This window comes from Ruegeria sp. AL11, from assembly GCF_056540865.1.
In genome coordinates, this window is sequence record NZ_JBQFXO010000001.1 from 128,614 (window position 1) to 152,468 (window position 23,855).

A 23,855-nucleotide genomic window follows, 5' to 3' on the forward strand; every position below is an offset into this window, starting at 1 on the left:
AAAAAGCCAGCAGCCTGCGACGAAAACAAAGATCGCAATGGTGAGCGTAAGAATTGGTCCAATATCCATACTGAGCACTTGGGCCTGTGGTTGCAAAATTTCAAGCGAGGAGTGGCACGATGCTGATCCTGAATTGCCCCTATTGCGGCGTCGATGCCGAAGAAACTGAACTGGCCGCTGGCGGCGAAGCGCATCTGAAGCGCTTTGGCCCCGGCTCGTCGGATGATGAATTCCACGACTACCTGTTCATGCGTGAGAACCCAAAAGGCGTTCATTTCGAACGTTGGCGCCACGCAAATGGCTGTGGCAAGTGGTTCCACGCGGCGCGCTGCACCAACACGCTTGAGGTGTTCGGCACATATCCGGCTCAGACCACCGAGCCACCGCAAGAGATCAAGGACGCGATCACAGCCAAGCGTCCCGGCTGGACGTGGAGAGAGTTTAAATGATCCGCCCAGCCAACCTTAATTCCGCCTGCGAAAGGTCCGCAACATGAGCACCCGTCTCGCAAATCAAGGCCGGCTGATTGACCGGTCGAAACAGGTTACCTTTACCTTCAACGGCACCTCGATGCAGGGCTACGAAGGCGATACCCTTGCATCTGCCCTGCTGGCCAATGACCAGATGATGATGGGCCGGTCGTTCAAATACCACCGTCCACGCGGCGTCGTCGCCAGTGGTGCGGAAGAGCCGAACGCTCTGGTCGGTCTGGGCGAAGGCAACCGGTTCGAACCGAACCAGCGCGCCACCACGACCGAGCTGTTCAACGGTCTGACATCCGTTTCGCAGAACCACTGGCCGAACCTCGAGTTCGACATTGGTTCGATCAACACCCATCTGTCGCGTTTCCTCCCGGCGGGCTTCTATTACAAGATGTTCATCCATCCGAAGCCGTTCTGGAAACACGTCTACGAGCCGTTCATCCGTCAGTCCGCCGGTCTGGGCAAAGCGCCCGACAAGGACAACCGTGACGCAGACACTTATGAGCATTTCTATCACTTCACCGATGTACTGGTGATCGGTGGCGGTGTTGCCGGTCTGCAGGCGGCCAAAACGGCTGCTCAATCCGGTGCCAAGGTCATGCTGATCGAGCAGACTGCGCATTGGGGCGGTCGTGCTCCGGTTGATGGCGGCACGATTGACGGTGAGCCTGTGGATAAGTTCGTGGAACAATTAGTTTCTGAACTCGAAACAATGGACAACGTCATCCTGCGCAATCGCTGCATGGGGGCAGGGGTCTATGACCACGGTTACGTACTGGGTTACGAGCGCCTGACGGACCACACTCCGGGCGTGCAAGGCCCTCGTCACCGCCTATGGCGCATCCGTGCCAAACAGATTGTAACAGCAACCGGCGCGATTGAGCGTCCGCTGTCTTTCGCGGGCAACGATGTTCCGGGCGTGATGCTGGCCTCGGCCATGCGGGACTATGTGGTGAACTGGGGGGTGACCCCGGGCGACCGCGTTATCGTTGCGACCAACAACGACGACGCCTACCGCACCGCGATTGCCCTCAAGAAAGCCGGTGTGGATGTTCTACGCGTGGTCGATGCGCGCGCAAGCGCCGGACCTCTGGCGGAAGAGGCGCGCCAACTGGGCATCCGTGTCGATCCCGGCAAGGCCATCGCCAAGGTCAAGGGCGGCAAGCGCGTCAAAAAAGTTGCGCTCTGTAACCAGGAAGGTATCGGTGGCGCACGGGAAGAGGTCGAATGCGATGCAGTCGCCATGTCGGGCGGCTGGTCTCCGGTTGTTCACATGTGGTCGCATTGCGGCGGCAAGCTGATCTGGGATGAAGCGAACGCCCATTTCCGCCCCGACCCCGAGCGTCCTCCGCTGGGTGCAGATGGCGAGGGTTTTGTAATCGCCGCAGGTTCGTCTAACGGTCCTTTGGCTCTCGGTGACGTTCTGACCGACGCGGATGCCGCAGGCAAAGCAGCGGCGAAGGCGGCCGGTTACAAGGCAAAACGCACCAAGGCTCCTATGGGTGAAACTACGGCTGAGGCTCCGATGGCTGCTGTCTGGTTGATGCCTGCGAATGCGGACATCCAGCTGCGCATGAAGTCGTGGTTGGACTTCCAGAACGACGTTAAGGTCTCGGATGTTCAGCTGGCTGCGCGCGAAGGTTATGAAAGCGTTGAACACACCAAGCGTTACACCACGCTGGGTATGGCGACCGATCAGGGTAAGTTGAGCAACATCAACGGCTTGGCGATCCTTGCTGATGCACTGGATTCCGAGATTCCGAAGGTCGGTACCACGACGTTCCGTCCGCCCTATACGCCTATCTCGCTGGCGTCGATCGGTGGTGAAGCACGTGGCGAGGTGTTCCAACCGATCCGCCAGACCCCGATGCACAACTGGCACGACCAGAATGGCGCAGACTGGGAGCCGGTCGGCCATTGGCGCCGGACCTATGCCTATGTCCGTCCCGGTGAATCAGTGCATGACGCGGTGAATCGTGAGGTGAAGAACACCCGCGAAAACCTCGGCCTGCTGGACGCCTCGACACTGGGTAAACTGATCGTCAAAGGCCCCGATGCGGGCAAGTTCCTGGACATGATGTACACCAACATGATGTCCACGCTGAAGGTCGGGAAATGTCGCTATGGCCTGATGTGCTCAGAGAACGGCTTCCTGATCGACGACGGTGTTGTCGCGCGGATCGACGAAGATACATGGCTGTGCCACACCACCACTGGCGGTGCCGAGCGTATCCATGGCCACATGGAAGAATGGCTGCAGACCGAGTGGTGGGACTGGAAAGTCTACGTCGGCAACGTCACCGAGCAATACGGTCAGGTCGCGGTGGTTGGCCCCAACGCCCGCAAGGTGCTGGAGAAGCTGAATGCTCAAGCCGGTGGCGGCATGGATGTCTCGAAAGAAGCGCTGCCCTTCATGGAATGGCGTGACGGTAAGATCGGCGCGTTCGACGCGCGGGCCTATCGCATCTCGTTCTCGGGTGAGCTGTCCTATGAGATCGCGGTCCCTGCAAGCCAGGGTCAGGCGTTCTGGGACGCTCTGATCGACGCGGGCAAAGAGTTCGGCGTGATGCCTTACGGCACCGAATGTCTGCACATCCTGCGGGCCGAGAAGGGCTTCATCATGATCGGCGACGAGACCGACGGCACCGTGATCCCGCAGGATCTGGGGCTGCACTGGGCGCTGTCCAAGAAGAAAGAGGATTACCTCGGGAAACGCGCCCATTCGCGGACCCATATGGCCGACCCAGAGCGTTGGAAACTGGTCGGTCTGGAGACTGTGGATGGATCGGATCTGCCGGACGGTGCCTATGCGGTTGGCGAGGGCGTCAATGCCAACGGTCAGCGCAACATGATCGGGCGTGTCACCTCGACCTATTACTCGGCCAATCTGGGCAAAGGCATCGCCATGGGTCTGATCAAACACGGTCCTGACCGCATGGGCGAGATTGTCGAGTTCCCGGGAACCGATGGCAAAACCTACAAAGCCAAGATCGTCGATCCGATCTTCTACGACAAGGACGGGGAGAAGCAGAATGTCTGAACCCATCAGCGCACTGAACCACGCCAGCTACGACGGCATCGCCAAAGTGGCCGAGGTCGGCCTGCAGGGCATGATCACCCTGCGCGGTGATCTGTCCGATAAGGTGCTTGCCAAGGCGGTCAAGGATGCAACCGGGCAGAAAATGCCCGGTCAGCGTGAGGCTCTGGTCAATGGCGATACCGGCGTATGCTGGATGTCCACCGATGAGCTGCTGGTGCTTGTGCCCTATGCCGAGGTCGAGGCCAAACTGGCCGCGATGACCAACGCGCTTGGCGGTACGCATGCGTTGGCCGTCAACGTCTCGGACGCCCGTGCGGTGTTCACAGTCTCGGGCAGCAACGCGCGTGAAGTTCTGGGCAAGGTTGCTCCGGTCGATCTGTCGCCTGCTGCTTTCCAGCCCGGTCAAATCCGCCGGTCACGTCTGGCTCAGGTGGCTGGTGCCTTCTGGATGGACGACGCCGAGACCCTGCGCATTGTCTGCTTCCGTTCGGCAGCTGACTATGTGTTCAAACTGCTCAAGGTTGCGGCGCAGCCGGGCAGTGAGGTCGGGGTTTACTAACGACCCGACGACTAATGTCAAAAAAGGCTCCGGTTTTGGCCGGAGCCTTTTGCGTTCTGACTTTGGAAATACCAGCTAAGAGTGATCCGAGGCTCTAACGGCGATCGTTTCAATCATGCAAAAGGATCGTTTGATAGCGATTGAGCGACGTGGGTTCCAATAGCGCCTGCACCGTCACCGGCTGCCTATTTTCGTCGCACAGATGGCTATAGAAGCGTAGGCTGTCCAGCAGGCCTTCCATACGGGAACGTCGGTCTGCCTCTTCCAGAAGCGGCGCATGAAGGGACAGAAACAGGGCGGGACGTTTCTGTTTCAGCCAGTCCAGAAGCGTGGGTAGGACAAAGAACTCCGCCCCTTCGATATCCATTTTCACCAGCGAGACCTGGCTTAAATCCTGGACAGCCTGGAACTGCTCCCATGCGATTGTCAAAGCATCCGTGCCATGCGCTGCGTCATGCAAAAGGGAACTGGTGGAATCGCCCGGTTCTCCTCGGGTTGAGGCCATGCGGGCCACTCCGAACTGATCCGACAGAGCGACCCCAAAGGTCGAGACATTGCGGATGTCGTTCAGGTCCAAGTTCCAGGCCAGATGACGAAAGGCGGTCGGGTCGGGTTCAAAACAATACACATGGCGGGCTTTGCGCGCTCCATAGAGGACTGTCGGCCCTATCCATGCGCCAATATCCAGATAGTCGTTTTCCGAGGACAGGAACTGATCGAGAACGGCGAAGGTCTCAGGCTCCCAATCTCCGGCCGAGGCTTTACGCCAGAATTTCGAATGGTAGGGATCCAGCCGGAACGCCTGACCATTCAGGTTCCCAGCATAGTATCCGCGGGCGCGGTAAAACATCTTGCGCGCCTGTGTCAGCATCGCGGACCTCCGGGTTTTATTGTCTCGCCCCTTGACCTGCGGCGGTTGCCAAAGCATTTAACCGTTGGGAACCGCAACTTTTATTTTACAGGGGGCCGACATGGCTTTTGAACTTCCTGATCTTCCTTATGCACATGACGCGCTGGCAGCCAAGGGCATGTCCGCCGAAACGCTGGAATATCACCACGACCTGCACCACAAAGCCTATGTCGACAACGGCAACAAGCTGATCGCTGGCACCGAGTGGGACGGCAAGTCGATGGAAGAGATCATCGTAGGTACCTACGACGCAAACGCCGTCGCACAGAACGGTATCTTCAACAACATCAGCCAGTTGTGGAATCACAACCAGTTCTGGGAGATGATGGGCCCCGGCGAAAGCGCGATGCCTAGCGAACTTGAAAATGCGCTGACCGAAAGCTTCGGCTCGGTTGACGAGTTCAAGTCGCAGTTCAGCGCGGCTGGCGCTGGTCAGTTCGGCTCGGGCTGGGCATGGCTGGTCAAGAACGCAGACGGCTCGCTGGCCGTGACCAAAACCGAAAACGGCGTGAACCCGCTGTGCTTTGGTCAGACCGCTCTGCTGGGTTGCGACGTGTGGGAGCATTCCTACTACATCGACTTCCGCAACAAGCGTCCGGCTTACCTGTCGAACTTCCTCGACAACCTGGTGAACTGGGAAAACGTCGCATCGCGCATGTGATCTGAGTTTCCCGTTCGGGAACAAGGGCCTGCTGGCGGAGACGCTGGCAGGCCTTTTTCATTGGCATGGTTTTAATGTGGCACGGTTGGTCAATCCGCGCAGCAAACCTTGCGAGACCGCCTCAACCGTGACAGTCCTGCTGTAACCAACTGGCAAACCGCCATTTTGACGATTGGACCTCAAGCTTGCGTGGAAACCATCTCCTCGATCACGCGATTCTTCTGGCGGGCGTTGCCTTGATGTGCGGGCCGGTCTGCCTGCTGCTTTGGCAGTTGCTCACGGCCCTTGATCCGCTCGAGTTTTGGGCCTTGGTTCAGCGGGTCTGGCGTGGTGGCCTCAGCAGCGCTGGGATTGGGGCAGGGGCGATGATGTGGAATTCGCTGGTACTGGCCCTTGGCGTTGCCATCTTGAAAAGCGTGATGTCGATGATGGCCGCCTATGCGCTGGTGTTCTTTCGACTGCCCTGCAGCGGGTTGATCTACGGCGTGATTCTGATCGCGATGTTCTTTCCGATCGAGACCCGAATCCTGCCGACCTTCGCCGTTGCCAGTGATCTTGGGCTGCTCAATTCCTACGCGGGGATGATCCTGCCGATCACGGCCAGCGGGCTGGGCGTGCTGGTGTTCCGCCAATACATGCGCCAGATCCCTACTGAGGTGATGGAGGCTGCCCAGATGGACGGCGCCGGACCGCTGCGTGTGCTGGTTGACATCATTATCCCACTGTCTCTACCGATGATCGCGGCTGTGTTTGCGATCCTGTTTGTGCTGGGATGGAACCAGTATGTCTGGCCGATCATGATCACCACCACCAGTCAGGACCATGACACTTTGGTGCGCGGCATGGCCTATTCGGGCTTCGGTGGAACGGCGGGTATGGTTCTGGCGCTTTTGGCGCTGGTGCCACCGGCTATTGTGGTGATTGGGCTGCAGCGATGGTTGATGCGGGGTCTGACCGCAGGCATCCACTAGGGCCGAAATCTACTCGAACATGAAGCGCAGGTGAAAACTTGCCGATACGTCAAGTTTCGGTGTGAGACGGGATTGTACCGGGTCCGCCAGTGCTTAAGTAAATACAGCGGAGGGAGAGAACCGCACCCATTTGGAAGCACAAGCAAACACCGCGCCAGAACGCTCTGGCCGCGTAGCAAAGAACTTGTGCCCAATTCATGAGGGATAGCCATGAAAACCACTACGGGAGAGCATAATGGCTGCACTTGAACAGGGAACCTGGGTTGTTATCGCGGATGGGGAAAAGGCGCTGTTTGTCGAGAACATCACCGATGCCGAAGACCCCAATCTGGTTGTTGTTTCGGTTGAGGAGCAAGAGGCGCAAGACCGCCCTACTGATCGGGCTGGGCGACGGTCTGATCCGGGGCCGAACCAGAAATCGGCGGTTGAGGAGCCGGACTGGAAATCCCATGCGAAATCGCTGTTCGTGCAGGACCTTGCCAATCTTTTGAACCGCAAAGGGCTGAAAGGCAAATTCCAAAGGCTTGTTCTAGTGGCCAGCCCACATGTCCTGGGCCTGCTCCGTCGCAGGCTACATAGCGAGGTGCTGGCCAAAGTCGTGGCCGAGGTGGATAAAACCCTGACCAACCACCCGCTTCACAAGGTCGAACAGGTGCTGAAACAGCGCCTTCGCCCTGCGCCACGTCTGGCTTGAATGAAAACGGGCGGCCGCGGCCGCCCACATTTTTGCCTACCGCAAAGCGGCGATGACCGCGTCGGCATCCTCGACCCAAGTCACGAAACTTGAAAGAGATTGATCGGCAAATCCCTGTTCGATCACCTGTTCCAGCAGGTCGCGGAGCTTATCCCAGTAGCCCCCCACATTCACCACCAAAATCGGCTTATCATGCAGGCCCAACTGCCGCCATGTCAGCGCCTCGAACAGCTCGTCCAGTGATCCCGGCCCTCCGGGCAGCACCACGACGGCATCCGCATTCATGATCATGACTTTCTTGCGCTCGTGCATCGTCTCAGTGATCACGTAATGCGTCAGGTCGCTTTTGCCGACTTCACGCTGGACCAGATGCACCGGGATAACACCGAAGGTCTCGCCCCCGGCAGATTGCGTGGCGCGCGCGACTTCCCCCATCAGACCCACATCTCCGGCCCCGTAGACCAGTCGCCAGCCTTCTTGCGCCAGCGCGGTTCCCAACTGTTTGGCGGCGTCAGAATAGGCGGGATTGGTGCCATTGCGTGACCCGCAATACACACAGACGGATTTCTGGGACATGACAGGTGCGCTCCGGGCTTGTTTCAGACGTTTTGACCCCTGATAGCGAGATTGATAGGTTGGCTCAACTGTCCGCCGGAACACGAGTCACTCACATCAGTTTCGCGGCGGAATGAAAGGGAAAGAATGAACGGCACATCGGGAAGCGGAAGCTCGGGCAGCTTCATCTGGGGGCTGCTTGTCGGCCTTGTGGCAATTCTTGCGGCCGGTGGTCTGTATTTGTCGGGTGTGTTTTCAAGCAGCCCCGAACCCGTACAGGAACAGGTTGAGGTTGCAGAGGAAACTCCTGCGCCGGAGGTTGCACCCGAAGAAGAGGCCTCGCAGGAGCCCGCACCCGAGCCAGAGGTGGCTATCGCCGAAGCCGAAGTTGAGGCTGAGGAACCCGCGGCCGAAGACCCCGAAGCGCAGCCCGAAGAGGTAACGGTTGACGCCGCACCCACGACACCTCCGGCTTTGGACCAGATATTCGTGTCGCCAGACGGCAGCGCGTTGCTGTCAGGCGAAGCCGAGCCGGGCAGCGACGTTGACGTGGTGCTGAACGGCGAGGTTGTACATCAGTTTTCGGTCGATGCGACGGGCCAGTTCGCCGAATTTGTTGCGGTCCCGTTCAGTGATGATCCACGCGGCCTTGTTCTGCAGTCGACCGATGGGGATGAAACTGTCCGATCCGACGACTATCTGATCGCAGCCCTGCCAGAACCCGCCCTCGAGGAGACAGCGCCAACGGTTGAGGAAACGCCATCGGAACCGGAAGTTGCTGAAGATCCTGAGCCTGAGACGGAAGATACGACTGTGGCAAATGATGAGCCCGAGCAGTCGACGGAAACCGCAGACGCCGGTACGGAAACCGCAGACGCGGGTACGGAAGCCGAGGACGCCAGTACGGAAACTGCAGACGCGGGCACAGAAGCCGAGGACACCGTTACAGAAACTGCAGATGCCGGTGCCGAAACCCAGAACACCGGTGCGGATACAGAAGAGACCGTCGTTGAGGCTCAGTCAGCCCCAGAAGAAGCAATGGAAACCCCTGCTGAAAACCAACAGGTTGCCATCCTGCGTTCAGGCGAGGATGGGGTTGAGCTTGTTCAATCCCCGTCTGAAGAGAACGCCGCGCCTCAGCAGGTTGAGCTGGACACAATCGGCTATTCAGACACTGGAGATGTGCAACTGACAGGCCGTCTCAACGAAGGGTCGGCTGTACGGATTTATCTGAACAACCGTCTGGTGGCAGATGTGACCCCGCAAGAGAATGGCAATTGGAGGGGCGACCTCGAGGGAATCGACCCCGGCGTTTACACCCTGCGAGTGGACGAGGTGCATTCCGACGGCACAGTCCTCAGCCGCGTTGAAACGCCTTTCAAACGTGAACCCGTCGAGGTGCTGCAGGCGGCCGAGGCTCAGACTTCGGAGCAACCGCAGGAAACCCCTACACCGATCCGGTCGGTCACGGTTCAGGCGGGCGACACCCTGTGGGCCATCTCGCGTGAGAGGTTCGGAGACGGCGTGCTATATGTCCGCCTGTTCGACGCTAACCGCGAGCTGATCCGTGACCCGGACCTGATTTTCCCGGGGCAGGTGTTCACCATTCCTGAATAAGCCCAGGCTCTGGCCTTTCTCGGGCCGGGGCCCATATTGCACTTCACACTAGGCAGGTAATGCGACGTATGCCCCCCATGACATCGGACGAATTGGCTGGAATTGACGAGCGCCGCTCTGGCTGGCGGACGATCCGCAAGGTCGCGCCTTATATGTGGCCTGATGATGAGCCATGGGTGAAGCGTCGCGTTGTGATTGCCATGGCGATGCTGGTGTTAGCCAAGCTGATCGCCGTCTATACGCCGATCCTTTACAAAGGCGCGGTGGATGGTTTGGCGGGCGAGGGCGTGCCTCCCTTGGCCCTTGGCGCGGTGGGGCTGACGGTGGCCTATGGTGTCGCCCGGATGATGACCGTGGGCTTTCAGCAATTGCGCGATGCAGCCTTTGCCCCCGTTGGCCAACGGGCCTTGCGAGCGCTCGCGTTGGAGACTTTTCAGCATATCCACCAACTGTCCATGCGCTATCACGTTGGACGCCGGACCGGCGGCCTCAGCCGGATCATCGAGCGCGGGGTCAAGGGTGTCGAGTTCCTATTGCGGTTCCTGCTGTTCTCCATCGGGCCACTGATCTTGGAGCTGCTGCTGGTCGCCATCATCCTGATGTGGCTGTTCGATGTCTGGTATCTGGTCGTCGTGGCCGTCACCATCGCGCTCTACATCTGGTTCACCTTTGCCGTCACTGAATGGCGCGTGAAGCTGCGCCGCGAGATGAATGATCAGGATACCGAGGCGAACCAACGCGCCATCGACAGCCTGCTGAATTTCGAAACCGTCAAGTATTTCAACGCCGAACAGCGTGAAGCGAACCGGTATGACGTGTCGATGAAGGCCTATGCCGGGGCGGCCTTGAAGACCGCCTATTCGCTGGCCTTCCTGAATTTTGGGCAGTCCTTCCTGATCACCTGTGGCCTAATCGGGGTGATGGTCCTGGCGGCAATCGGGGTCCAGAACGGCACGCTCACCGTTGGTGATTTCGTCATGGTGAATGCCTACATGATTCAGATCACCGTGCCGCTGAACTTCCTGGGCACCGTGTATCGCGAGATCCGGCAGGCGCTGGTCGATATGGGCCAGATGTTCGATCTGCTGGAACAGCCCGCCGAGGTGAAAGACAAGCCGGACGCCCCGGACCTGAAGGTCAATGGAGGCGAGGTGACCCTACAGGATGTGCGCTTTGGCTATGACCCGGAGCGTGAGATCCTCAAAGGGGTGTCGCTGTCAGTGCCCGCGGGGCAGACCGTGGCCATTGTGGGCGCGACGGGGTCCGGGAAATCCACCATCGGGCGCTTGTTGTTTCGGTTCTACGACGTGACCGGCGGGGCGTTGAAGATTGATGGTCAGGACGTACGGGATGTACGTCAGACCAGTCTGCATGCGGCCATCGGCGTTGTGCCTCAGGACACGGTGCTGTTCAACGACACCATCCGCTACAACATTGCCTATGGCCGCGACGGCGCAACGCAGGCCGATGTGGAAGAGGCCGCGCGTGCAGCACAAATCCACGACTTCATCGCGTCACTGCCCGAAGGGTATGACACCAAGGTGGGTGAGCGTGGGCTCAAGCTGTCAGGCGGAGAAAAGCAGCGTGTCGGCATCGCTCGGACGCTGCTCAAGAACCCGCCTATTCTGTTGCTGGATGAAGCTACCTCGGCCCTCGACACCGATACTGAGCAGGAGATCAAGGATGCTCTGGCCCGTGCAGGAGAAGGGCGGACCGTGATCACCATCGCGCACCGTCTGAGCACGATTGCCGAGGCCGACCAGATTGTGGTTCTGGAAAGCGGTGAGATCATCGAGCAGGGCACCCATGATGCGCTATTGGCGCGCGAAGGTCGCTACGCCCAATTGTGGAGCCGCCAGCAGGCCGACACACAGGCTGCCTGAGAATTTCTGTTTGACGCGACTCGTCCACTGGTTGAAACCCCAAGTAGCGCATTATCGCGTCAGGTTTGGTTTTGCCATCGAACAGGAAAGAGCAAAGAATGAAGAAAATCGTCGCATCCTTGACACTCGGTTTGACGCTCGCAGCATCTGCCGCGTCAGCCGAAGATCTGGAGTTTATGCTGGTCAATGAAACCAGTGCGGATCTGGTCGAATTCAATGTCTCCCCGGCCTCATCCGGCAGCTGGGAGGGTAACCTTCTGCAGGGAGGATACCTCGCGCCAGACTATGAGATCGATGTGTTGATCGCGGATGGGCTTGTGACCTGCGTCTATGATATTCGCGGCGTGTTTGATGACGGCAGCGCGGTTGAGGACTACGACCTGGACCTGTGCGATCTGGGCGAATACGCATTCTCGGAATAGAAAACGTTTGAAGAAACAAAAATGGCGGGCCATCGGCTCGCCATTTTTTGTTGGTTATTCGGCTGCTTTTAGCGGTGACCCAGGCGGGATGGTCGGGTGGTCCTTTTCCGTCCCTGTAGCCTGCTCGGGCCGAGGCGCAGGCTGCTCGTCCCAGACGATCTCGGTTGCTTGCGCGGCTCGTGCGCTTTGTCCGATGGCCATGTCTTGCGCAATCTGGCTTGATCGGCCTGCTGTGACCCGCGCCAGAAGTTTGCCCAGCCAGATGGCATAGGTTGTCACCCAGACCCGCAGGGCCAGCATCGATGGCGTCACGATCAGGGTCAGTACGGTGGCGATGCCGAGGCCAAAGACAACGGCGGTGGCCAGCTGTTTCCACCACAGTGCTGTGGGGCTGTCGATCGTGTAGCCGCCATTGATGAAGTCCAGCGACAGGCCAAACATCATTGGCGTCAGACCGGCCATTGTGGTCAGCGTTGTCAGCAGAACGGGGCGAATCCGAGCCTCAGCCGTACGCACAATCGCGTCGATCCGCGGCATGTAGCGGCTGTATTCCTGATAGGTGTCGATCAGAACGATGTTGTTGTTCACAACAATCCCAGCCAGAGCGACGATCCCTGTACCGGTCATGATGATCGAGAAGGGTTGCTCCATCACCAGCATCCCGATCAGAACGCCGGTTGTGGACAGTACAACCGCCAGCAAAACCAGAACAGAGTTGTAGAAGCTGTTGAACTGCGCCAGCAGGATCACGAACATCAGCCCCAGGGCCGCCAGAAACGCGCTGGATAGGAAGGCCTGGCTTTCGGCCTGTTCTTCCTGATCACCGGTCCACTCCCATGTGATCGAAGGGTCGAACGGGTTGGAGTTCAACCATTCGGTCAGGACGGCAATACGTTCATTGGGATTGATCGGCGCGATGCTGGCCTCCCCATTTTCAACAGCGGTACGCAATTCCTCGGTCGTTTCAACCCCGGTCAGTTGCACCAGATCGTATTGCTTCCCATTGGGCGCTGTTATCGCGACGGAGGACGGCTCAGCCCCATCCGCAACCGCGCGCAGAACGGCCAAGCGCTTTTCGCCACCGTCTGGTCCAGCGACCACTGCTTTGCTCAGGCCAGCTTCGACATCGGCTTTGACGTCATAATAGCGTTCCTGATCAACACGGTTGATTTCAGCCAGTTTGGCGACCGGCTGACGGGTGACGAAGTTGGAAAGAGGCACGAGGCCGTCCGCCGTGCGCACCTTCAACGTGTCCAGCGTTGACAGGACGCGATCTTCTTCGGGTAGGCGGACGCGGATCTCGATCTCTTCATCCGTGGTGTCGGGGCGCATCTCGCCCAGAAGAATACCGCGCGTGACCAGCTGCACCATGGCCCCAACAGTGGCCACATCGGCGCCAAATCGGCCTGCTTTGGCGACGTCAACGTCGATCTGCCAGTCGATGCCGGGCAGGGGCAGAGTGTCTTCTATCTTGATCAGGCCGGGGGTCGTGTCGAAAACCTCTCGGGCGGCGACAGTAGCAGCAGTCAGCGGCTCCCACCCGTCGCCCTTGATCCGCAGATGCACGGGCTTGGCCGAGGCGGGGCCTTGTTCCAGCGCCAGAATCTCAACCTCGAAACCGGGCAGCTCGGCCAGTTGGGTGTTCAGTTCTTCCAGAACATAGTCACCATCATATTCGGGGGCGATGAAATGCCGGTCGAACAGCCCGCCCAGAATGGGCTCCGAGACGTTGGGGCGGTCTTCCCATGGGATGATTTCGAACTGGACGCGTCCAACCGTGTCTGCCGGGTCTTGCGCGCCGCCATTGTTCTGCGTCAGCCCACCTTCGCCCGCAAACGAGAAGACGTTGATCACGGCCGGGTGCGCGGAAATCACCTGTTCGGCGGCCAGCACCATGGCGTCTTTTTCCATCAACGAAAGGTTGCCCCGCGCGCGGACGTAAGCCGTGGCCTGTTCCGGCTCGCTTTCGACGAAGAACTCAACGCCCCGGTTGTTTTCGCCGAACACCGAAATCACGGTCATCACAGCCATGATAACTGCTGCGATCGAGACGATCGGCATCACCGGATTGCCAACGAGGAACTTGATGACATAGCCGAAGGGCGTGTGTTCCTTTGTCGTGTGAACCTTGGTGTCGGGTTTGCGCTCGATCCGGGCCGCACCCAATGTGACCGACCCGGCGAAGGCTCCGAGGATCATCAGAACGGCCCCAAGGAGCGAACCACCGCCCTCGACCAGATAGGAGGGGTTCAGCACCTGCATTGCGCCGAGGAAGACCAGATAGAAGGACGGGGGGACTAGAACGGCGCGCAGCCACCAAGGCGTGCGACCGCGCAACCAGTCAGAGGCTCGGTCGAAGATGCGGCTCAACCGGCCCGAGACGCCGCCCATAACCGGCAGGTAGATCAGGGCCACGATCAGCGACGCGGAGAGAACAAAGATCAGCGTGACCGGTAGCATGCCCATGAACTCACCCGGAATACCGGGCCAGAACAGCATCGGCAGGAAGGCACAGAGGGTCGTGGCCGTGGAGGAGACGATGGGCCAGAACATGCGCTGCGCCGCCTCGACATAGGCATGCATCGGGCCGACCCCCTCTTTGATGCGTTTGTCGGCGTATTCGACCACAACGATCGCGCCATCCACCAGCATACCAACGGCCAGGATCAGACCGAACATCACGATGTTCGAAATGCTGACCCCCATGACCGCGAGAAAGGCAAAGCACAGTAGGAACGAGGTCGGAATCGCAAAGCCCACCAACAGTGCTGCCCGCGACCCCAGCGAGGCCAGGACGACGATCATCACCAGTGCAATCGCCGTCAGGACCGAGCCTTCCAACTGGCTGACCATGGACCCAACGATCCGGCTTTGGTCGTTCGAGGTTCCCACGTCCACCGCCGCCTGCAATTCAGCGGGCCATTTGGTTTGCGCTTCGGCAATCGTGGCTTTGACCTGCTCGACCGTATCGATCAGGTTGAAGCCCTTACGCTTCACCACCTGCAACGCGACGGTTGGCACATTGTCGAACCGGGCCGTGCCTTCACGATCCTCAAACGTGTAGTTGATTTCGGCCAATTCACCCAGCGTGACGACCCGGTCGCCGTTGACCTTGATGGGCAAGCCGTACACGTCCTGCGCGGTTTTGAAGGACGATGGGATCTTAACCGAAAAAGCACCTTGAGCGCTGTCCACTTCGCCCGCTGCGATCAACTGGTTGTTGTTTTGCACAACCGTGATCAGCTCATTGGCGGTGACGTTGTAGGCCTCAAGACGCAATGGGTCGATGATGACCTCAAGTAGCTCATCGCGATTGCCTGCGATCCCAGCCTCAAGCACGGAGTCCAGCGCTTCGATATCGTCCTGCAGGTCCTTGGCGATGCGCGCCATGGTTCGTTCGGGCACCGCGCCGGTCAGGTTGACGATGACGATGGGGAATTCGGAGAAGTTCAGCTCACTCAGCGAGTATTGCTCGGCCCCGTCGGGAAACTCGGCTTGTGCGCTGTTCATCGCATCGCGGACATCGGCGGTGATCGCGGTCTTGTCCCAGCCGAATTCGAACTCAAGGAACAGGCCTGCATAGCCCTCGGCGGCGGTCGCGGTCATCTCTTTGAGACCGTCCAAATCTGCCAGTTCGGTCTCCATCGGCTTGACCAGCAGATTCTCGGAATCCTCAGCCGAGATTCCGGGGAAGACGACCGATACGAACAGGGCAGGGACCTCGATATCCGGCTCGCCCTCTTTCGGTAGATTGACATAGGCGAACCCGCCGATGACCAGCGAAATCAGGATGAAGGCCAGAACCATGCGGGCCCGGTCGGCGGCCCAGCTAACGATACCCGTCATTGCGTGACCTCCTGATAGGTCGGGTTCACGGTGACGCCTTTGACGACGAACTCCTGCCCGACCACAATGATGTCCGTGGTTTCAGGCAGACCGTCGATCCAAACGCCCTCGGCCGTGTCGCGCAACACGCGGACCGGCATGAAATCGACCACATCGCCCGCGCCGACGGTGCGCACGCCAAGCTGCCCTTCGTTGCTGAGGGTCAGAGCCGATTGCGGCAGCAGATGCGCCTTGGCCCCTTCGGCCGAGATACGGATTGTCGCTGTCTGGCCATCACGAATGGTCAGATCTTCATTCGGTACGGTGATCTCGACCTCAAAGGTGCGGGTCGTCTCATCTGCCGAGCGGCTGAGGAAGGTCACGCGGCCTTCGACCTGACGACCGGTGACCAGTTGGGCCGAGGCCAGCGCCCCGACCTGAACGCGGTTAACTTCGGTCTCGGGCACGAATCCAACAAGCTTGATCGGGTCCAGCTGGATGATCGTGGCGCAGAGCGTCCCGGGTTGCATCAGGCTGCCCAATTCGGCGGTGTCGCTTTCCAGCAGGCCCTGAAACGGGGCCTCGATCGTCAGCCGATCCATTTCACGTTGGGCAGCTTCAACCTCGGCAGCGGCGGATTCGATTCCGGCGCGGGTGGCTTCCAGCCCGGCTTCAGCCGATTTGATACCTGCCTCGGCGCTGCTCATCGCGGCCTCGGAGGAGACGCGGCGGGTTTCTGAGCCAAAGCCCGTCTCTGACAGTTTGCGGGCCGCTTTCAGGTTGATATCTGCCTCGGCCACAAGGGCATGTGCTTCTTCCAGACGCGCCTCGGCCTCGGGGATGCGGCTTTCGGCCTCAAGCTTGCCTGCCTTCGCTTCGGCTAGGCTGGCGGGACGGGTGCCGGGATCAAGCTCACACAGCAGATCGCCTGCCTCAACAAAAGCACCGCGGCGCATAGGTTCTGAGATTACGGTCGAGGTCGTCTCGGCCAGCACTTCGACCTGACGGTTGGCTTTTGTCTGGCCACGCAGCAGGACGGCGCTGTCAATCTCGCGCGCGACCGAGCGCAGGGCGACCACGCGCACAGCATTTTCATTAGCTAGCGAAACCACCGCCTCTTCGGTCTCTGATGGGGTGCTTTCCTCTACGTCACCTCTGCCTGCAAAGGCGAACAGCGCGTCACGCTCAAAAACAAGGAAATACAGCGCGACAATCACCAAGGCGGCATTGATGAATGAAATCAGACGCATAAAGCTGGTCTCCTTAAAAAATTCGCCGGCTTAGACCGGGGTAGTATAGTGAAAGATGGGCGTCGGCTTGTGTATTTTCTACGCTAAACTGATTAGTTCGGTTTATTTTTTTTCGCAAGGGCGCATGCAGTCAGCGGAATTGTGCAAAATCCGACCCTTGGCTTGGCCGTGGTGCCGGGGTATGACATGGCCCACCAAGACAGGATACACAGCCCGGGGGCAGGTATGAGCGATACCGACAGTTTCATTGATGAGGTCACAGAAGAGGTGCGCCGCGACCGGCTGTATCTGCTTTTGCGGCGTTGGGGCTGGGTCGGTGTTGTTGCCGTCGTGCTGATCGTCGGTGGGGCCGCCTTCAACGAATACCGCAAGGCGCGGGACACGTCGCAGGCTCAGAAGCTGGGCGATGACATTCTGGCCGCGCTGGCGGAAAACGATACGGCCGCACGCGTCGCTGGCCTTGAGCAGGTGGACGTACTGACGCCGGGTGGTGAGGCTGTGCGCAACATGCTTCTGTCGGCTTCACAGCTCGATGCTGATTCCCGGCAGGATGCAGTCGACAGTCTGAATGCTGTGGCCGTTCAGGGCGATCTGCCCGAGATTTATCGTGCCATTGCAAGCTTCAAGGCACTGCTGCTTCAATCCGACACAATGCCCGCTGCAGATCGGCGACAACAGTTCGAGGCTTTGGCCGCACCCGGCGCCCCGCTGCGCCTTCTGGCTCAAGAGCAACTGGCCCTGATAGACATCGCCGAGGGTGATACGGATGCCGCGTTGGAACGGTTGCAAGCGCTGCGTCAGGACGCAGAGGTCAGCGTGGATCTGCAACAACGCGCGGCGCAATTGATTGTTGCACTTGGCGCTGAGCCCGAGCCATTGGTCGCTCAGCAGGGTTGATCGGGCGGAACACAGGTTAATGACAGGCGAGTTCGGATAAAAATGGTAACAAGACTTTTCTCTCGCGTGGGACTGCCGATTGCGGCACTGGCCCTGACCGCTCTGACCGCTTGTGAAGAACCCGAACAGATCTTGCCCGGCGAGCGTGAGGATATCCGACCCGCCTCAGACCTCGAAACGGTCGCCAAAAGCGGCTCGCAGCCGATTAGTCTTCCATCGCAGAGCGCCAATGCAAGCTGGCCGCAAAGTCCCGGAACGCCCGCCTTCCGGACGTCAAATGCTTCGCTGCGTGCGACACCTCAACGTATTTGGTCGGCCTCGATTGGGGATGGCGATTCCCGCAAACAACGAATTACGGCAGACCCGGTTGTTGCGGGGGGGCTGGTCTACACGCTTGACGCAGGGGCGACGGTTTCGGCGGTGACACCGCAGGGACAGGTCGCCTGGAGCACCAATCTGATTCCAGCAACCGACGGAGACGCGGATGCCACGGGCGGTGGTATGGCCTATTCGGGGGGCGTTCTCTATGTCTCCTCCGGTTTTGGCCGTCTGACGGCGTTGGATGCAAAGACCGGCGCGATCCGGTGGCAGAAGCGCCTGAACGCAACTGGCAGTGGCGCGCCTTTGGTGAGTAACGGGCTGCTGTACCTCGTCGCTGGGGATGAAACCGGTTGGACCGTCGACACAAAGGATGGCCGCATCCAATGGCAGATTGAGGGTACCCCTAGCGTCGGCAACGTTCTGGGCGCACCTGCGCCAGTTGTGACCTCGGACCTAGCTGTCTTTGCCTTTGGTTCGGGTGATATCGCCGCAACATTCAAGCGGGGCGGGATCAGCCGTTGGAATGCCTCGGTGGCAGGGGGGCGTCGTGGGCGCGCCACAGCTCGAATTGTCGATGTGACCGGCAGCCCGATGGTGGTCGGTGATACCATCTTCATCGGTAACCACTCTGGGCGCACCGTTGCATTTGACGCGGGAACAGGTGAGCGCCGCTGGACTGCAGATGAAGGCGCGGTTGATACCGTCTGGCCCGCAGGCAACAGCATCTTCCTGATCAGCGATCGCAGCCAGCTGGTCCGCTTGAACAGCGCCGATGGTTCGGTGATCTGGGCGCAGGACCTACCGGGCTTTGTAAAGGACAAACCAAACCGTCGCGGTCCGATCGTGGCCCATTATGGCCCGATCCTGGCCGGAGGGCGCATTGTGATCGCCTCGAATGACGGGTTCCTGCGGTTCTTCAACCCGGTGAACGGGGCGCTTGTGCATCAGGTCGAAGTCCCCGGAGGCGCGACCACCGCGCCTGTCGTTGCCGGACAAACACTGTATGTCGTGTCGACCAAAGGTGATCTACACGCTTTCCGTTGACCAAAAGATGCGCTAAAGGGCGCGTCTGAGTCTTGAAAGTTGAGTATCATGTCGCTGACCCTCGCCATCGTGGGCCGCCCGAACGTGGGCAAATCCACATTGTTCAACCGCCTCGTGGGCAAACGTCTGGCCTTGGTCGACGACCAGCCCGGCGTGACGCGCGACCTGCGCGAAGGTGAAGGGCGGCTGGGTGATCTGCGGTTCACCGTGATCGACACGGCGGGTCTTGAGGACGCGACTGATGATAGCCTTCAGGGCCGCATGCGCCGTCTGACCGAGCGCGCGGTGGATATGGCAGATGTCTGCCTCTTCATGATCGACGCGCGCACCGGTCTAACCCCGACCGACGAGATGTTTGCAGAGATTTTGCGCAAACGCTCCAAACACGTGATTTTGGCGGCCAACAAAGCCGAAGGGTCGGCTGCTGATGCCGGTGTTCTTGAGGCCTATAACCTTGGCCTCGGCGAACCAGTGCGCCTTTCCGGCGAGCATGGCGAGGGGATGACTGACCTTTACGCCCAGCTGATGCCTCTGGCAGATGCGGCTGAGGAAGAGGCCGAAGACGAAGCCCCTGTAGTGGATATCGAGCTGGATGAGGATGGAGAGGGCGAAACCCCTCTGATCACCGCAGCGAAGCCGTTGCAGGTTGCCGTCGTAGGCCGCCCGAATGCAGGTAAATCCACCCTGATCAATAAAATCATGGGCGAGGATCGCCTTCTGACCGGCCCCGAGGCTGGGATCACCCGTGACGCGATCAGTCTTCGGGTCGATTGGGCCGATCCGGATGGCGAAAGCACTCCGATGCGGATTTTCGACACTGCGGGCATGCGCAAAAAGGCGAAAGTTCAAGAAAAGCTCGAAAAGCTCTCGGTCTCGGACGGTCTGCGCGCGGTTAAATTCGCCGAAGTCGTTGTCGTCCTGCTGGATGCGGCCATTCCGTTCGAGCAACAAGACCTGCGGATCGCCGATTTGGCCGAGCGGGAAGGCCGTGCGGTCGTCGTAGCCGTCAACAAATGGGACGTTGAGGAAAACAAGCAGGAGAAGCTGCGCGAACTCAAAGAGTCCTTCGACCGGCTGCTGCCGCAACTGCGGGGCGCACCTCTGATCACCGTGTCGGCCAAAACGGGCCGGGGGCTGGAACGTTTGCGCGCCGCCATCTTGCGTGCGCATGATATCTGGAACCGCCGGGTACCCACCGCCGCGCTGAACCGCTGGCTGACCGCAATGCTCGAGCAGCACCCGCCGCCAGCCCCGCAAGGACGCCGCATCAAGCTGCGCTACATGACCCAGGCAAAAACGCGGCCGCCGGGCTTTGTCGTGATGTGCTCTCATCCCGACAAGATGCCGGCCAGCTATACTCGCTATCTGGTCAACGGCCTGCGCGAGGATTTTGACATGCCCGGTACGCCGATCCGTCTGACGCTGCGTGGGCAAGGTGACAAGAACCCCTATAAAGGGCGGCGCAAGAAAAACGCCGGTGCCTTGGCTAAACATCTCAAGGGACGCGCGTAACTGCGCCAATTTTCAGCATTTTCAGCGCAAGGGCGTGACAGCGCCCTTTCTGCACGCTAGCATTCAGGAGCGTGCATTTGTTTCCTGTGCGCGGTCCGTCCTGCGGCGGGTCTGAATTCCTTTTGCTTCTCATTTAAACGGGCCATCGTGGGAGAGGGCTTGATGAATCTCAGAGACTATACGCGGCAATACGCGGTTCAGGACAACAGGCTTGCAGCCCTGAGCTATTTCGGAACCTTCGCCGTCTATTTTGCCTCGCTGGCCTTGGCGATTGTGAACGTGGACCATTGGTATGTCATGGTCCCAGCCGGGATCATCTTCGCCTTTTCCGCTGTGCGACTTTACGTGCTGCAACATGACTGTGGGCATCATTCCCTGTTCGAAACCCGGCAGCAGAATGAATGGGCGGGGCACGGCCTGTCGCCTGTCACCTTTGCTCCTTTTGAGGTGATGAAGCAGAACCACAATCTGCATCACGCAGGGATCGGCAACCTTGAGCATCGGGAGACTGGTGAAATCCACACCATGACCCTGCGGGAATGGAACGAGGCGGACTGGCTCAAACGTCTTGTCTATCGCCTGTACCGCAACCCGTTCATTCTGGTGCCGGTCGGTGCTTTGTTCACTTATTTCATTCGCTACCGGTGGCCCAAAAACACGGTGCGGTTTGGTGTAAAGGGCGTTGTTCTGCACAACCTCTCGATCGTCGTTTTTCTCGGGCTGCTTTACCTGATCGCCGGGACGACCGGTATTTTTGTCTGGCTTGTGTTTTCCTTGCTGGGTGGGATGCTGGGCGTATTCCTCGTCTATCTACAGCACAATTTCGAGGACACATATTGGGATCGTCGACCGGATCTGGATCCGCAAATCGCGGCTCTTCAGGGCTCGTCAGCGCTGGATTTCGGTTGGTGGTTCGACAACGCGGTGGCCTGTATCACCTTGCACGATATTCACCATTTCAACGCCCGTATCCCGTCCTACCGGTTGCGTGAATGCCACTATAACCTGCCGCCCGAATACACGCCGCGTCGGATCAAGTTCCCCGAAGCCGTGGCAGCGTTGAACCTGAAACTATGGGACGAAGACGCCAAACGGCTGGTGCCATTTCCGAAAAAAGGGCAGACTGCTGACTTGGCCCATGGATCGTCATAGGCGCAGCTCTGCTTGAAGAGCGTATATCCTGTGTATATACAGGTGACCAGGGAGACAGAGAAAGGACCCAGAATGACCGCATTGACCGAGATAAAAGGCGTTGGCGATACGCTCGCCAAAGGTTTGGCCGATAACGGTTTCAAGACCGCCGAAGCCGTTGCGAAAGCGAAACCGGACGATCTGGTCAAGGTCCCCCGCGTTGGTGTGGCGCGCGCAGCGGTCCTGATTGCCGCTGCAAAAGAGGCGACTGCTGCGAAACCGGCGGCTGCCAAACCAGCCCCTCGTCGCGCAGCCGCCCGGAAACCTGCTGCCCGCAAGCCCGCTACGCGTAAACCGGCGGCTCGACGTCCCGCTGCGCGCAAGACAGTTGTCGCCGCCGCTGCCGAGAAGCGCGCCGCCGAAGCTGCACGCAAAGCCGCCGAGGAAAAAGCCGCTGCAGAAGCCGCAGAGGCGAAGGCCAAGAAGAAAGCCAAGGCAAAAGCCAAGGCTGAGAAAGCTGCGAAAAAGCGGGCCGAGATGGAGGCCGCGTTCTCAAAGGCCAAGGATAAGGTTAAAGCCAAGTCCAAGAAGGGGAAGAAATCCAAGAAGGACGACAAGTCCAAGAAGGCCGACAAGAAGAAAGATACAGGCAAAAAGGACGCCAAGAAGTCGGACAAAAAATCTGACAAGAAGAAGGATAAGAAAAAGGCGAAGAAGTAACTCTTCCTCGCCCTTTCATGTGTTTCGAACCGGCACCGTGCAACGCGGATGCCGGTTTTCTTATGCCAATGTACCGTCCAGCTGTAGCGTCAGCTTGCCACCCAGATAGGGGGCAAGGACATCGGGCAGGCTGACCGTGCCGTCTGCGTTCTGACCGTTTTCCAGCACGGCGATTAGGCAGCGACCCACCGCAAGGCCAGAGCCGTTCAGCGTGTGGACATATTCTGGTTTGCCACCGCCTTCGGGCCGGAAACGCGCATTCATGCGGCGGGCCTGAAAATCACCACAGGTTGAGACCGAGCTGATCTCGCGATAGGTGTCCTGACCGGGAAGCCATGCCTCGATGTCAAAGGTACGGCGGGCGCCAAAGCCCATGTCGCCGGTACACAGAATAACGGTGCGATACGGCACGCCCAGCTTTTCCAGAATGCCCTCGGCGCAGCGAACCATGCGTTTTTGTTCGTCATCCGAGGTCTCGGGATGGGTGATCGAGACCATCTCGACCTTTTCGAACTGGTGCTGACGCAGCATTCCGCGGGTGTCTTTGCCCGCCGAACCGGCCTCGGACCGGAAGCAGAGCGAATGCGCGGTATATCGGCGGGGCAGGTAGCTTTCTTCTATCATCGTATCGTTGACGATGTTGGTCAGCGAAACCTCGGAGGTCGGGATCAACCACCAACCTTCGCGGGTCTGATAGCTGTCCTCGCCGAATTTCGGCAGCTGGCCGGTGCCCTGCATCATTTCGGACAGAACCAGAACCGGGCCGTTGACCTCGGTCAGACCGTTTTCGTTGATATGCGTGTCCAGCATGAACTGGGCCAGTGCACGGTGGATACGCGCAACGCCGCCGGACAGCAGCACAAAGCGCGAGCCAGAGAGTTTCGCGGCGGTTTCGAAATCCATACCGTTTTGAACGGCCTCAATCTCAAAATGCTCTTTTGGGGCAAAGTCCATTTCGCGCGGGGTACCCCAACGGCTCACCTCGACATTGTCGTTCTCGTCGGCGCCCTCTGGCACATCGTCGGCGGGTAGGTTGGCAATACGGATCAGTTGGTCTGTCAGCAGAGCGTCCAGATCCTTGGCCTCGGTCTGCATCCGGGCGATTTCGGCCTTCTTTTCAGCTACTAGCGCGCGCAGGCGTTCAAATTCGGCCTCATCACCGCGGGCTTTGGCTGCGCCGACCTCTTTGCTGGCCTTGTTCTGTTCGGCCTGCGCCGTTTCAGCAGCCAAAATCTTGGCGCGGCGGCTTTCGTCCAGCCGCAGCAGGTCTGACGACACCGGCGCGTCCCCACGGCGCGCGAGTGCGGCGTCGAAAGCAGCTGGGTTTTCGCGAATGGCGCGGATGTCGTGCATAGTTCAGA

Annotated in this window: 19 protein-coding genes; 14 read left to right on the plus strand and 5 right to left on the minus strand. The window is 59.3% G+C overall.

The window, feature by feature from the left end; genetic code table 11:
- The first annotated feature begins 119 nt into the window (after positions 1–119).
- The 3 genes from ACR0IP_RS00655 to ACR0IP_RS00665 are packed head-to-tail and all read left to right on the plus strand — an operon-like array spanning position 120 to position 4,081.
- A complete protein-coding gene (locus ACR0IP_RS00655) occupies positions 120–449 on the plus strand; it encodes a sarcosine oxidase subunit delta (RefSeq protein ID WP_170374095.1) in 330 nt (109 codons plus the stop codon).
- A 43-nt stretch (positions 450–492) separates the two neighbouring features.
- Complete coding sequence (locus ACR0IP_RS00660) at positions 493–3,522, plus strand: sarcosine oxidase subunit alpha family protein (RefSeq protein WP_480523230.1); 3,030 nt, start codon at positions 493–495, stop codon at positions 3,520–3,522.
- Positions 3,515–4,081 carry a sarcosine oxidase subunit gamma gene (locus tag ACR0IP_RS00665; protein WP_480523232.1) on the plus strand — a complete coding sequence of 189 codons (567 nt, stop codon included), beginning with the start codon at positions 3,515–3,517 and terminating at the stop codon, positions 4,079–4,081. Before ACR0IP_RS00660 ends, ACR0IP_RS00665 begins: the two co-directional genes overlap by 8 nt.
- A gap of 109 nt (positions 4,082–4,190) precedes the next feature.
- Here ACR0IP_RS00665 and ACR0IP_RS00670 read toward each other — a convergent pair whose 3' ends face one another.
- Positions 4,191–4,952, minus strand: coding sequence for an FkbM family methyltransferase (locus ACR0IP_RS00670; protein ID WP_480523234.1), 762 nt, complete (start codon positions 4,950–4,952; stop codon positions 4,191–4,193).
- Positions 4,953–5,052: 100 nt separating this feature from the next.
- Here ACR0IP_RS00670 and ACR0IP_RS00675 point away from each other — a divergent pair, with 100 nt between their 5' ends.
- The 3 genes from ACR0IP_RS00675 to ACR0IP_RS00685 all read left to right on the plus strand — a co-directional run bounded on the left by ACR0IP_RS00675 (position 5,053) and on the right by ACR0IP_RS00685 (position 7,317).
- Positions 5,053–5,652, plus strand: a complete 600-nt coding sequence (locus ACR0IP_RS00675) for a superoxide dismutase (RefSeq protein ID WP_480523236.1) — start codon at positions 5,053–5,055, stop codon at positions 5,650–5,652.
- Between the two features lie 185 nt (positions 5,653–5,837).
- Entirely contained in the window at positions 5,838–6,623 is a 786-nt protein-coding gene (locus ACR0IP_RS00680) for an ABC transporter permease subunit (RefSeq protein WP_480523238.1), read from the plus strand.
- Positions 6,624–6,858: 235 nt separating this feature from the next.
- On the plus strand, positions 6,859–7,317 hold the full coding sequence (locus ACR0IP_RS00685; protein ID WP_170639532.1) for a baeRF12 domain-containing protein: 459 nt from the start codon (positions 6,859–6,861) through the stop codon (positions 7,315–7,317).
- 36 nt (positions 7,318–7,353) lie between these two features.
- Here the strand turns inward: ACR0IP_RS00685 and ACR0IP_RS00690 are convergent, their stop codons facing one another.
- Positions 7,354–7,893 (minus strand): LOG family protein, encoded by a 540-nt coding sequence (locus ACR0IP_RS00690; RefSeq protein ID WP_480523240.1) that lies wholly within the window; start codon positions 7,891–7,893, stop codon positions 7,354–7,356.
- A 126-nt stretch (positions 7,894–8,019) separates the two neighbouring features.
- Here ACR0IP_RS00690 and ACR0IP_RS00695 point away from each other — a divergent pair, with 126 nt between their 5' ends.
- From ACR0IP_RS00695 to ACR0IP_RS00705, 3 genes are all read left to right on the plus strand, one after another.
- Positions 8,020–9,489 carry a LysM peptidoglycan-binding domain-containing protein gene (locus ACR0IP_RS00695; protein WP_480523242.1) on the plus strand — a complete coding sequence of 490 codons (1,470 nt, stop codon included), beginning with the start codon at positions 8,020–8,022 and terminating at the stop codon, positions 9,487–9,489.
- Positions 9,490–9,566: 77 nt separating this feature from the next.
- A complete protein-coding gene (locus ACR0IP_RS00700; RefSeq protein ID WP_170640856.1) occupies positions 9,567–11,372 on the plus strand; it encodes an ABCB family ABC transporter ATP-binding protein/permease in 1,806 nt (601 codons plus the stop codon).
- A gap of 98 nt (positions 11,373–11,470) precedes the next feature.
- Positions 11,471–11,794, plus strand: a complete 324-nt coding sequence (locus ACR0IP_RS00705; protein ID WP_170766967.1) for a hypothetical protein — start codon at positions 11,471–11,473, stop codon at positions 11,792–11,794.
- Positions 11,795–11,848: 54 nt separating this feature from the next.
- On the opposite strand, the gene ACR0IP_RS00710 is transcribed toward ACR0IP_RS00705, so the two are convergent.
- Together ACR0IP_RS00710 and ACR0IP_RS00715 are read right to left on the minus strand one after the other, a co-directional pair.
- The gene (locus tag ACR0IP_RS00710; RefSeq protein WP_480523245.1) at positions 11,849–15,640 is read right to left on the minus strand and encodes an efflux RND transporter permease subunit; all 3,792 of its coding nucleotides are present in this window, start codon (positions 15,638–15,640) and stop codon (positions 11,849–11,851) included.
- Positions 15,637–16,869: an efflux RND transporter periplasmic adaptor subunit gene (locus ACR0IP_RS00715; RefSeq protein WP_170660198.1), complete on the minus strand. Its 1,233-nt coding sequence runs from the start codon at positions 16,867–16,869 to the stop codon at positions 15,637–15,639. Before ACR0IP_RS00715 ends, ACR0IP_RS00710 begins: the two co-directional genes overlap by 4 nt.
- A 225-nt stretch (positions 16,870–17,094) precedes the next feature.
- Between ACR0IP_RS00715 and ACR0IP_RS00720 the strand changes: the two genes are divergently transcribed.
- The 5 genes from ACR0IP_RS00720 (at position 17,095) to ACR0IP_RS00740 (ending at position 22,494) form a co-directional block, all read left to right on the plus strand.
- Entirely contained in the window at positions 17,095–17,766 is a 672-nt protein-coding gene (locus ACR0IP_RS00720) for a hypothetical protein (protein WP_170466010.1), read from the plus strand.
- Between the two features lie 42 nt (positions 17,767–17,808).
- Positions 17,809–19,131: a PQQ-like beta-propeller repeat protein gene (locus ACR0IP_RS00725; RefSeq protein WP_480523247.1), complete on the plus strand. Its 1,323-nt coding sequence runs from the start codon at positions 17,809–17,811 to the stop codon at positions 19,129–19,131.
- 48 nt (positions 19,132–19,179) lie between these two features.
- Positions 19,180–20,643: a ribosome biogenesis GTPase Der gene (gene der, locus ACR0IP_RS00730; RefSeq protein WP_480523249.1), complete on the plus strand. Its 1,464-nt coding sequence runs from the start codon at positions 19,180–19,182 to the stop codon at positions 20,641–20,643.
- Positions 20,644–20,805: 162 nt separating this feature from the next.
- Positions 20,806–21,795 carry a fatty acid desaturase gene (locus ACR0IP_RS00735; RefSeq protein WP_480523251.1) on the plus strand — a complete coding sequence of 330 codons (990 nt, stop codon included), beginning with the start codon at positions 20,806–20,808 and terminating at the stop codon, positions 21,793–21,795.
- 72 nt (positions 21,796–21,867) lie between these two features.
- Positions 21,868–22,494, plus strand: a complete 627-nt coding sequence (locus ACR0IP_RS00740) for a helix-hairpin-helix domain-containing protein (RefSeq protein ID WP_425083044.1) — start codon at positions 21,868–21,870, stop codon at positions 22,492–22,494.
- 60 nt (positions 22,495–22,554) lie between these two features.
- On the opposite strand, the gene serS is transcribed toward ACR0IP_RS00740, so the two are convergent.
- Positions 22,555–23,847, minus strand: coding sequence for a serine--tRNA ligase (gene serS, locus ACR0IP_RS00745; protein WP_425083043.1), 1,293 nt, complete (start codon positions 23,845–23,847; stop codon positions 22,555–22,557).
- Between the last annotated feature and the right edge of the window lie 8 nt (positions 23,848–23,855).

Excerpts from the sequence above, each read along its gene's own strand:
- ACR0IP_RS00655 (WP_170374095.1), top strand. The coding sequence starts at position 120 with ATGCTGATCCTGAATTGCCCCTATTGCGGCGTCGATGCCGAAGAAACT.
- ACR0IP_RS00660 (WP_480523230.1), top strand. The coding sequence starts at position 493 with ATGAGCACCCGTCTCGCAAATCAAGGCCGGCTGATTGACCGGTCGAAA.
- ACR0IP_RS00665 (WP_480523232.1), top strand. The coding sequence starts at position 3,515 with ATGTCTGAACCCATCAGCGCACTGAACCACGCCAGCTACGACGGCATC.
- ACR0IP_RS00670 (WP_480523234.1), bottom strand. The coding sequence starts at position 4,952 with ATGCTGACACAGGCGCGCAAGATGTTTTACCGCGCCCGCGGATACTAT.
- ACR0IP_RS00675 (WP_480523236.1), top strand. The coding sequence starts at position 5,053 with ATGGCTTTTGAACTTCCTGATCTTCCTTATGCACATGACGCGCTGGCA.
- ACR0IP_RS00685 (WP_170639532.1), top strand. The coding sequence starts at position 6,859 with ATGGCTGCACTTGAACAGGGAACCTGGGTTGTTATCGCGGATGGGGAA.
- ACR0IP_RS00690 (WP_480523240.1), bottom strand. The coding sequence starts at position 7,893 with ATGTCCCAGAAATCCGTCTGTGTGTATTGCGGGTCACGCAATGGCACC.
- ACR0IP_RS00695 (WP_480523242.1), top strand. The coding sequence starts at position 8,020 with ATGAACGGCACATCGGGAAGCGGAAGCTCGGGCAGCTTCATCTGGGGG.
- ACR0IP_RS00700 (WP_170640856.1), top strand. The coding sequence starts at position 9,567 with ATGACATCGGACGAATTGGCTGGAATTGACGAGCGCCGCTCTGGCTGG.
- ACR0IP_RS00705 (WP_170766967.1), top strand. The coding sequence starts at position 11,471 with ATGAAGAAAATCGTCGCATCCTTGACACTCGGTTTGACGCTCGCAGCA.
- ACR0IP_RS00710 (WP_480523245.1), bottom strand. The coding sequence starts at position 15,640 with ATGACGGGTATCGTTAGCTGGGCCGCCGACCGGGCCCGCATGGTTCTG.
- ACR0IP_RS00715 (WP_170660198.1), bottom strand. The coding sequence starts at position 16,869 with ATGCGTCTGATTTCATTCATCAATGCCGCCTTGGTGATTGTCGCGCTG.
- ACR0IP_RS00720 (WP_170466010.1), top strand. The coding sequence starts at position 17,095 with ATGAGCGATACCGACAGTTTCATTGATGAGGTCACAGAAGAGGTGCGC.
- ACR0IP_RS00725 (WP_480523247.1), top strand. The coding sequence starts at position 17,809 with ATGGTAACAAGACTTTTCTCTCGCGTGGGACTGCCGATTGCGGCACTG.
- der (WP_480523249.1), top strand. The coding sequence starts at position 19,180 with ATGTCGCTGACCCTCGCCATCGTGGGCCGCCCGAACGTGGGCAAATCC.
- ACR0IP_RS00735 (WP_480523251.1), top strand. The coding sequence starts at position 20,806 with ATGAATCTCAGAGACTATACGCGGCAATACGCGGTTCAGGACAACAGG.
- ACR0IP_RS00740 (WP_425083044.1), top strand. The coding sequence starts at position 21,868 with ATGACCGCATTGACCGAGATAAAAGGCGTTGGCGATACGCTCGCCAAA.
- serS (WP_425083043.1), bottom strand. The coding sequence starts at position 23,847 with ATGCACGACATCCGCGCCATTCGCGAAAACCCAGCTGCTTTCGACGCC.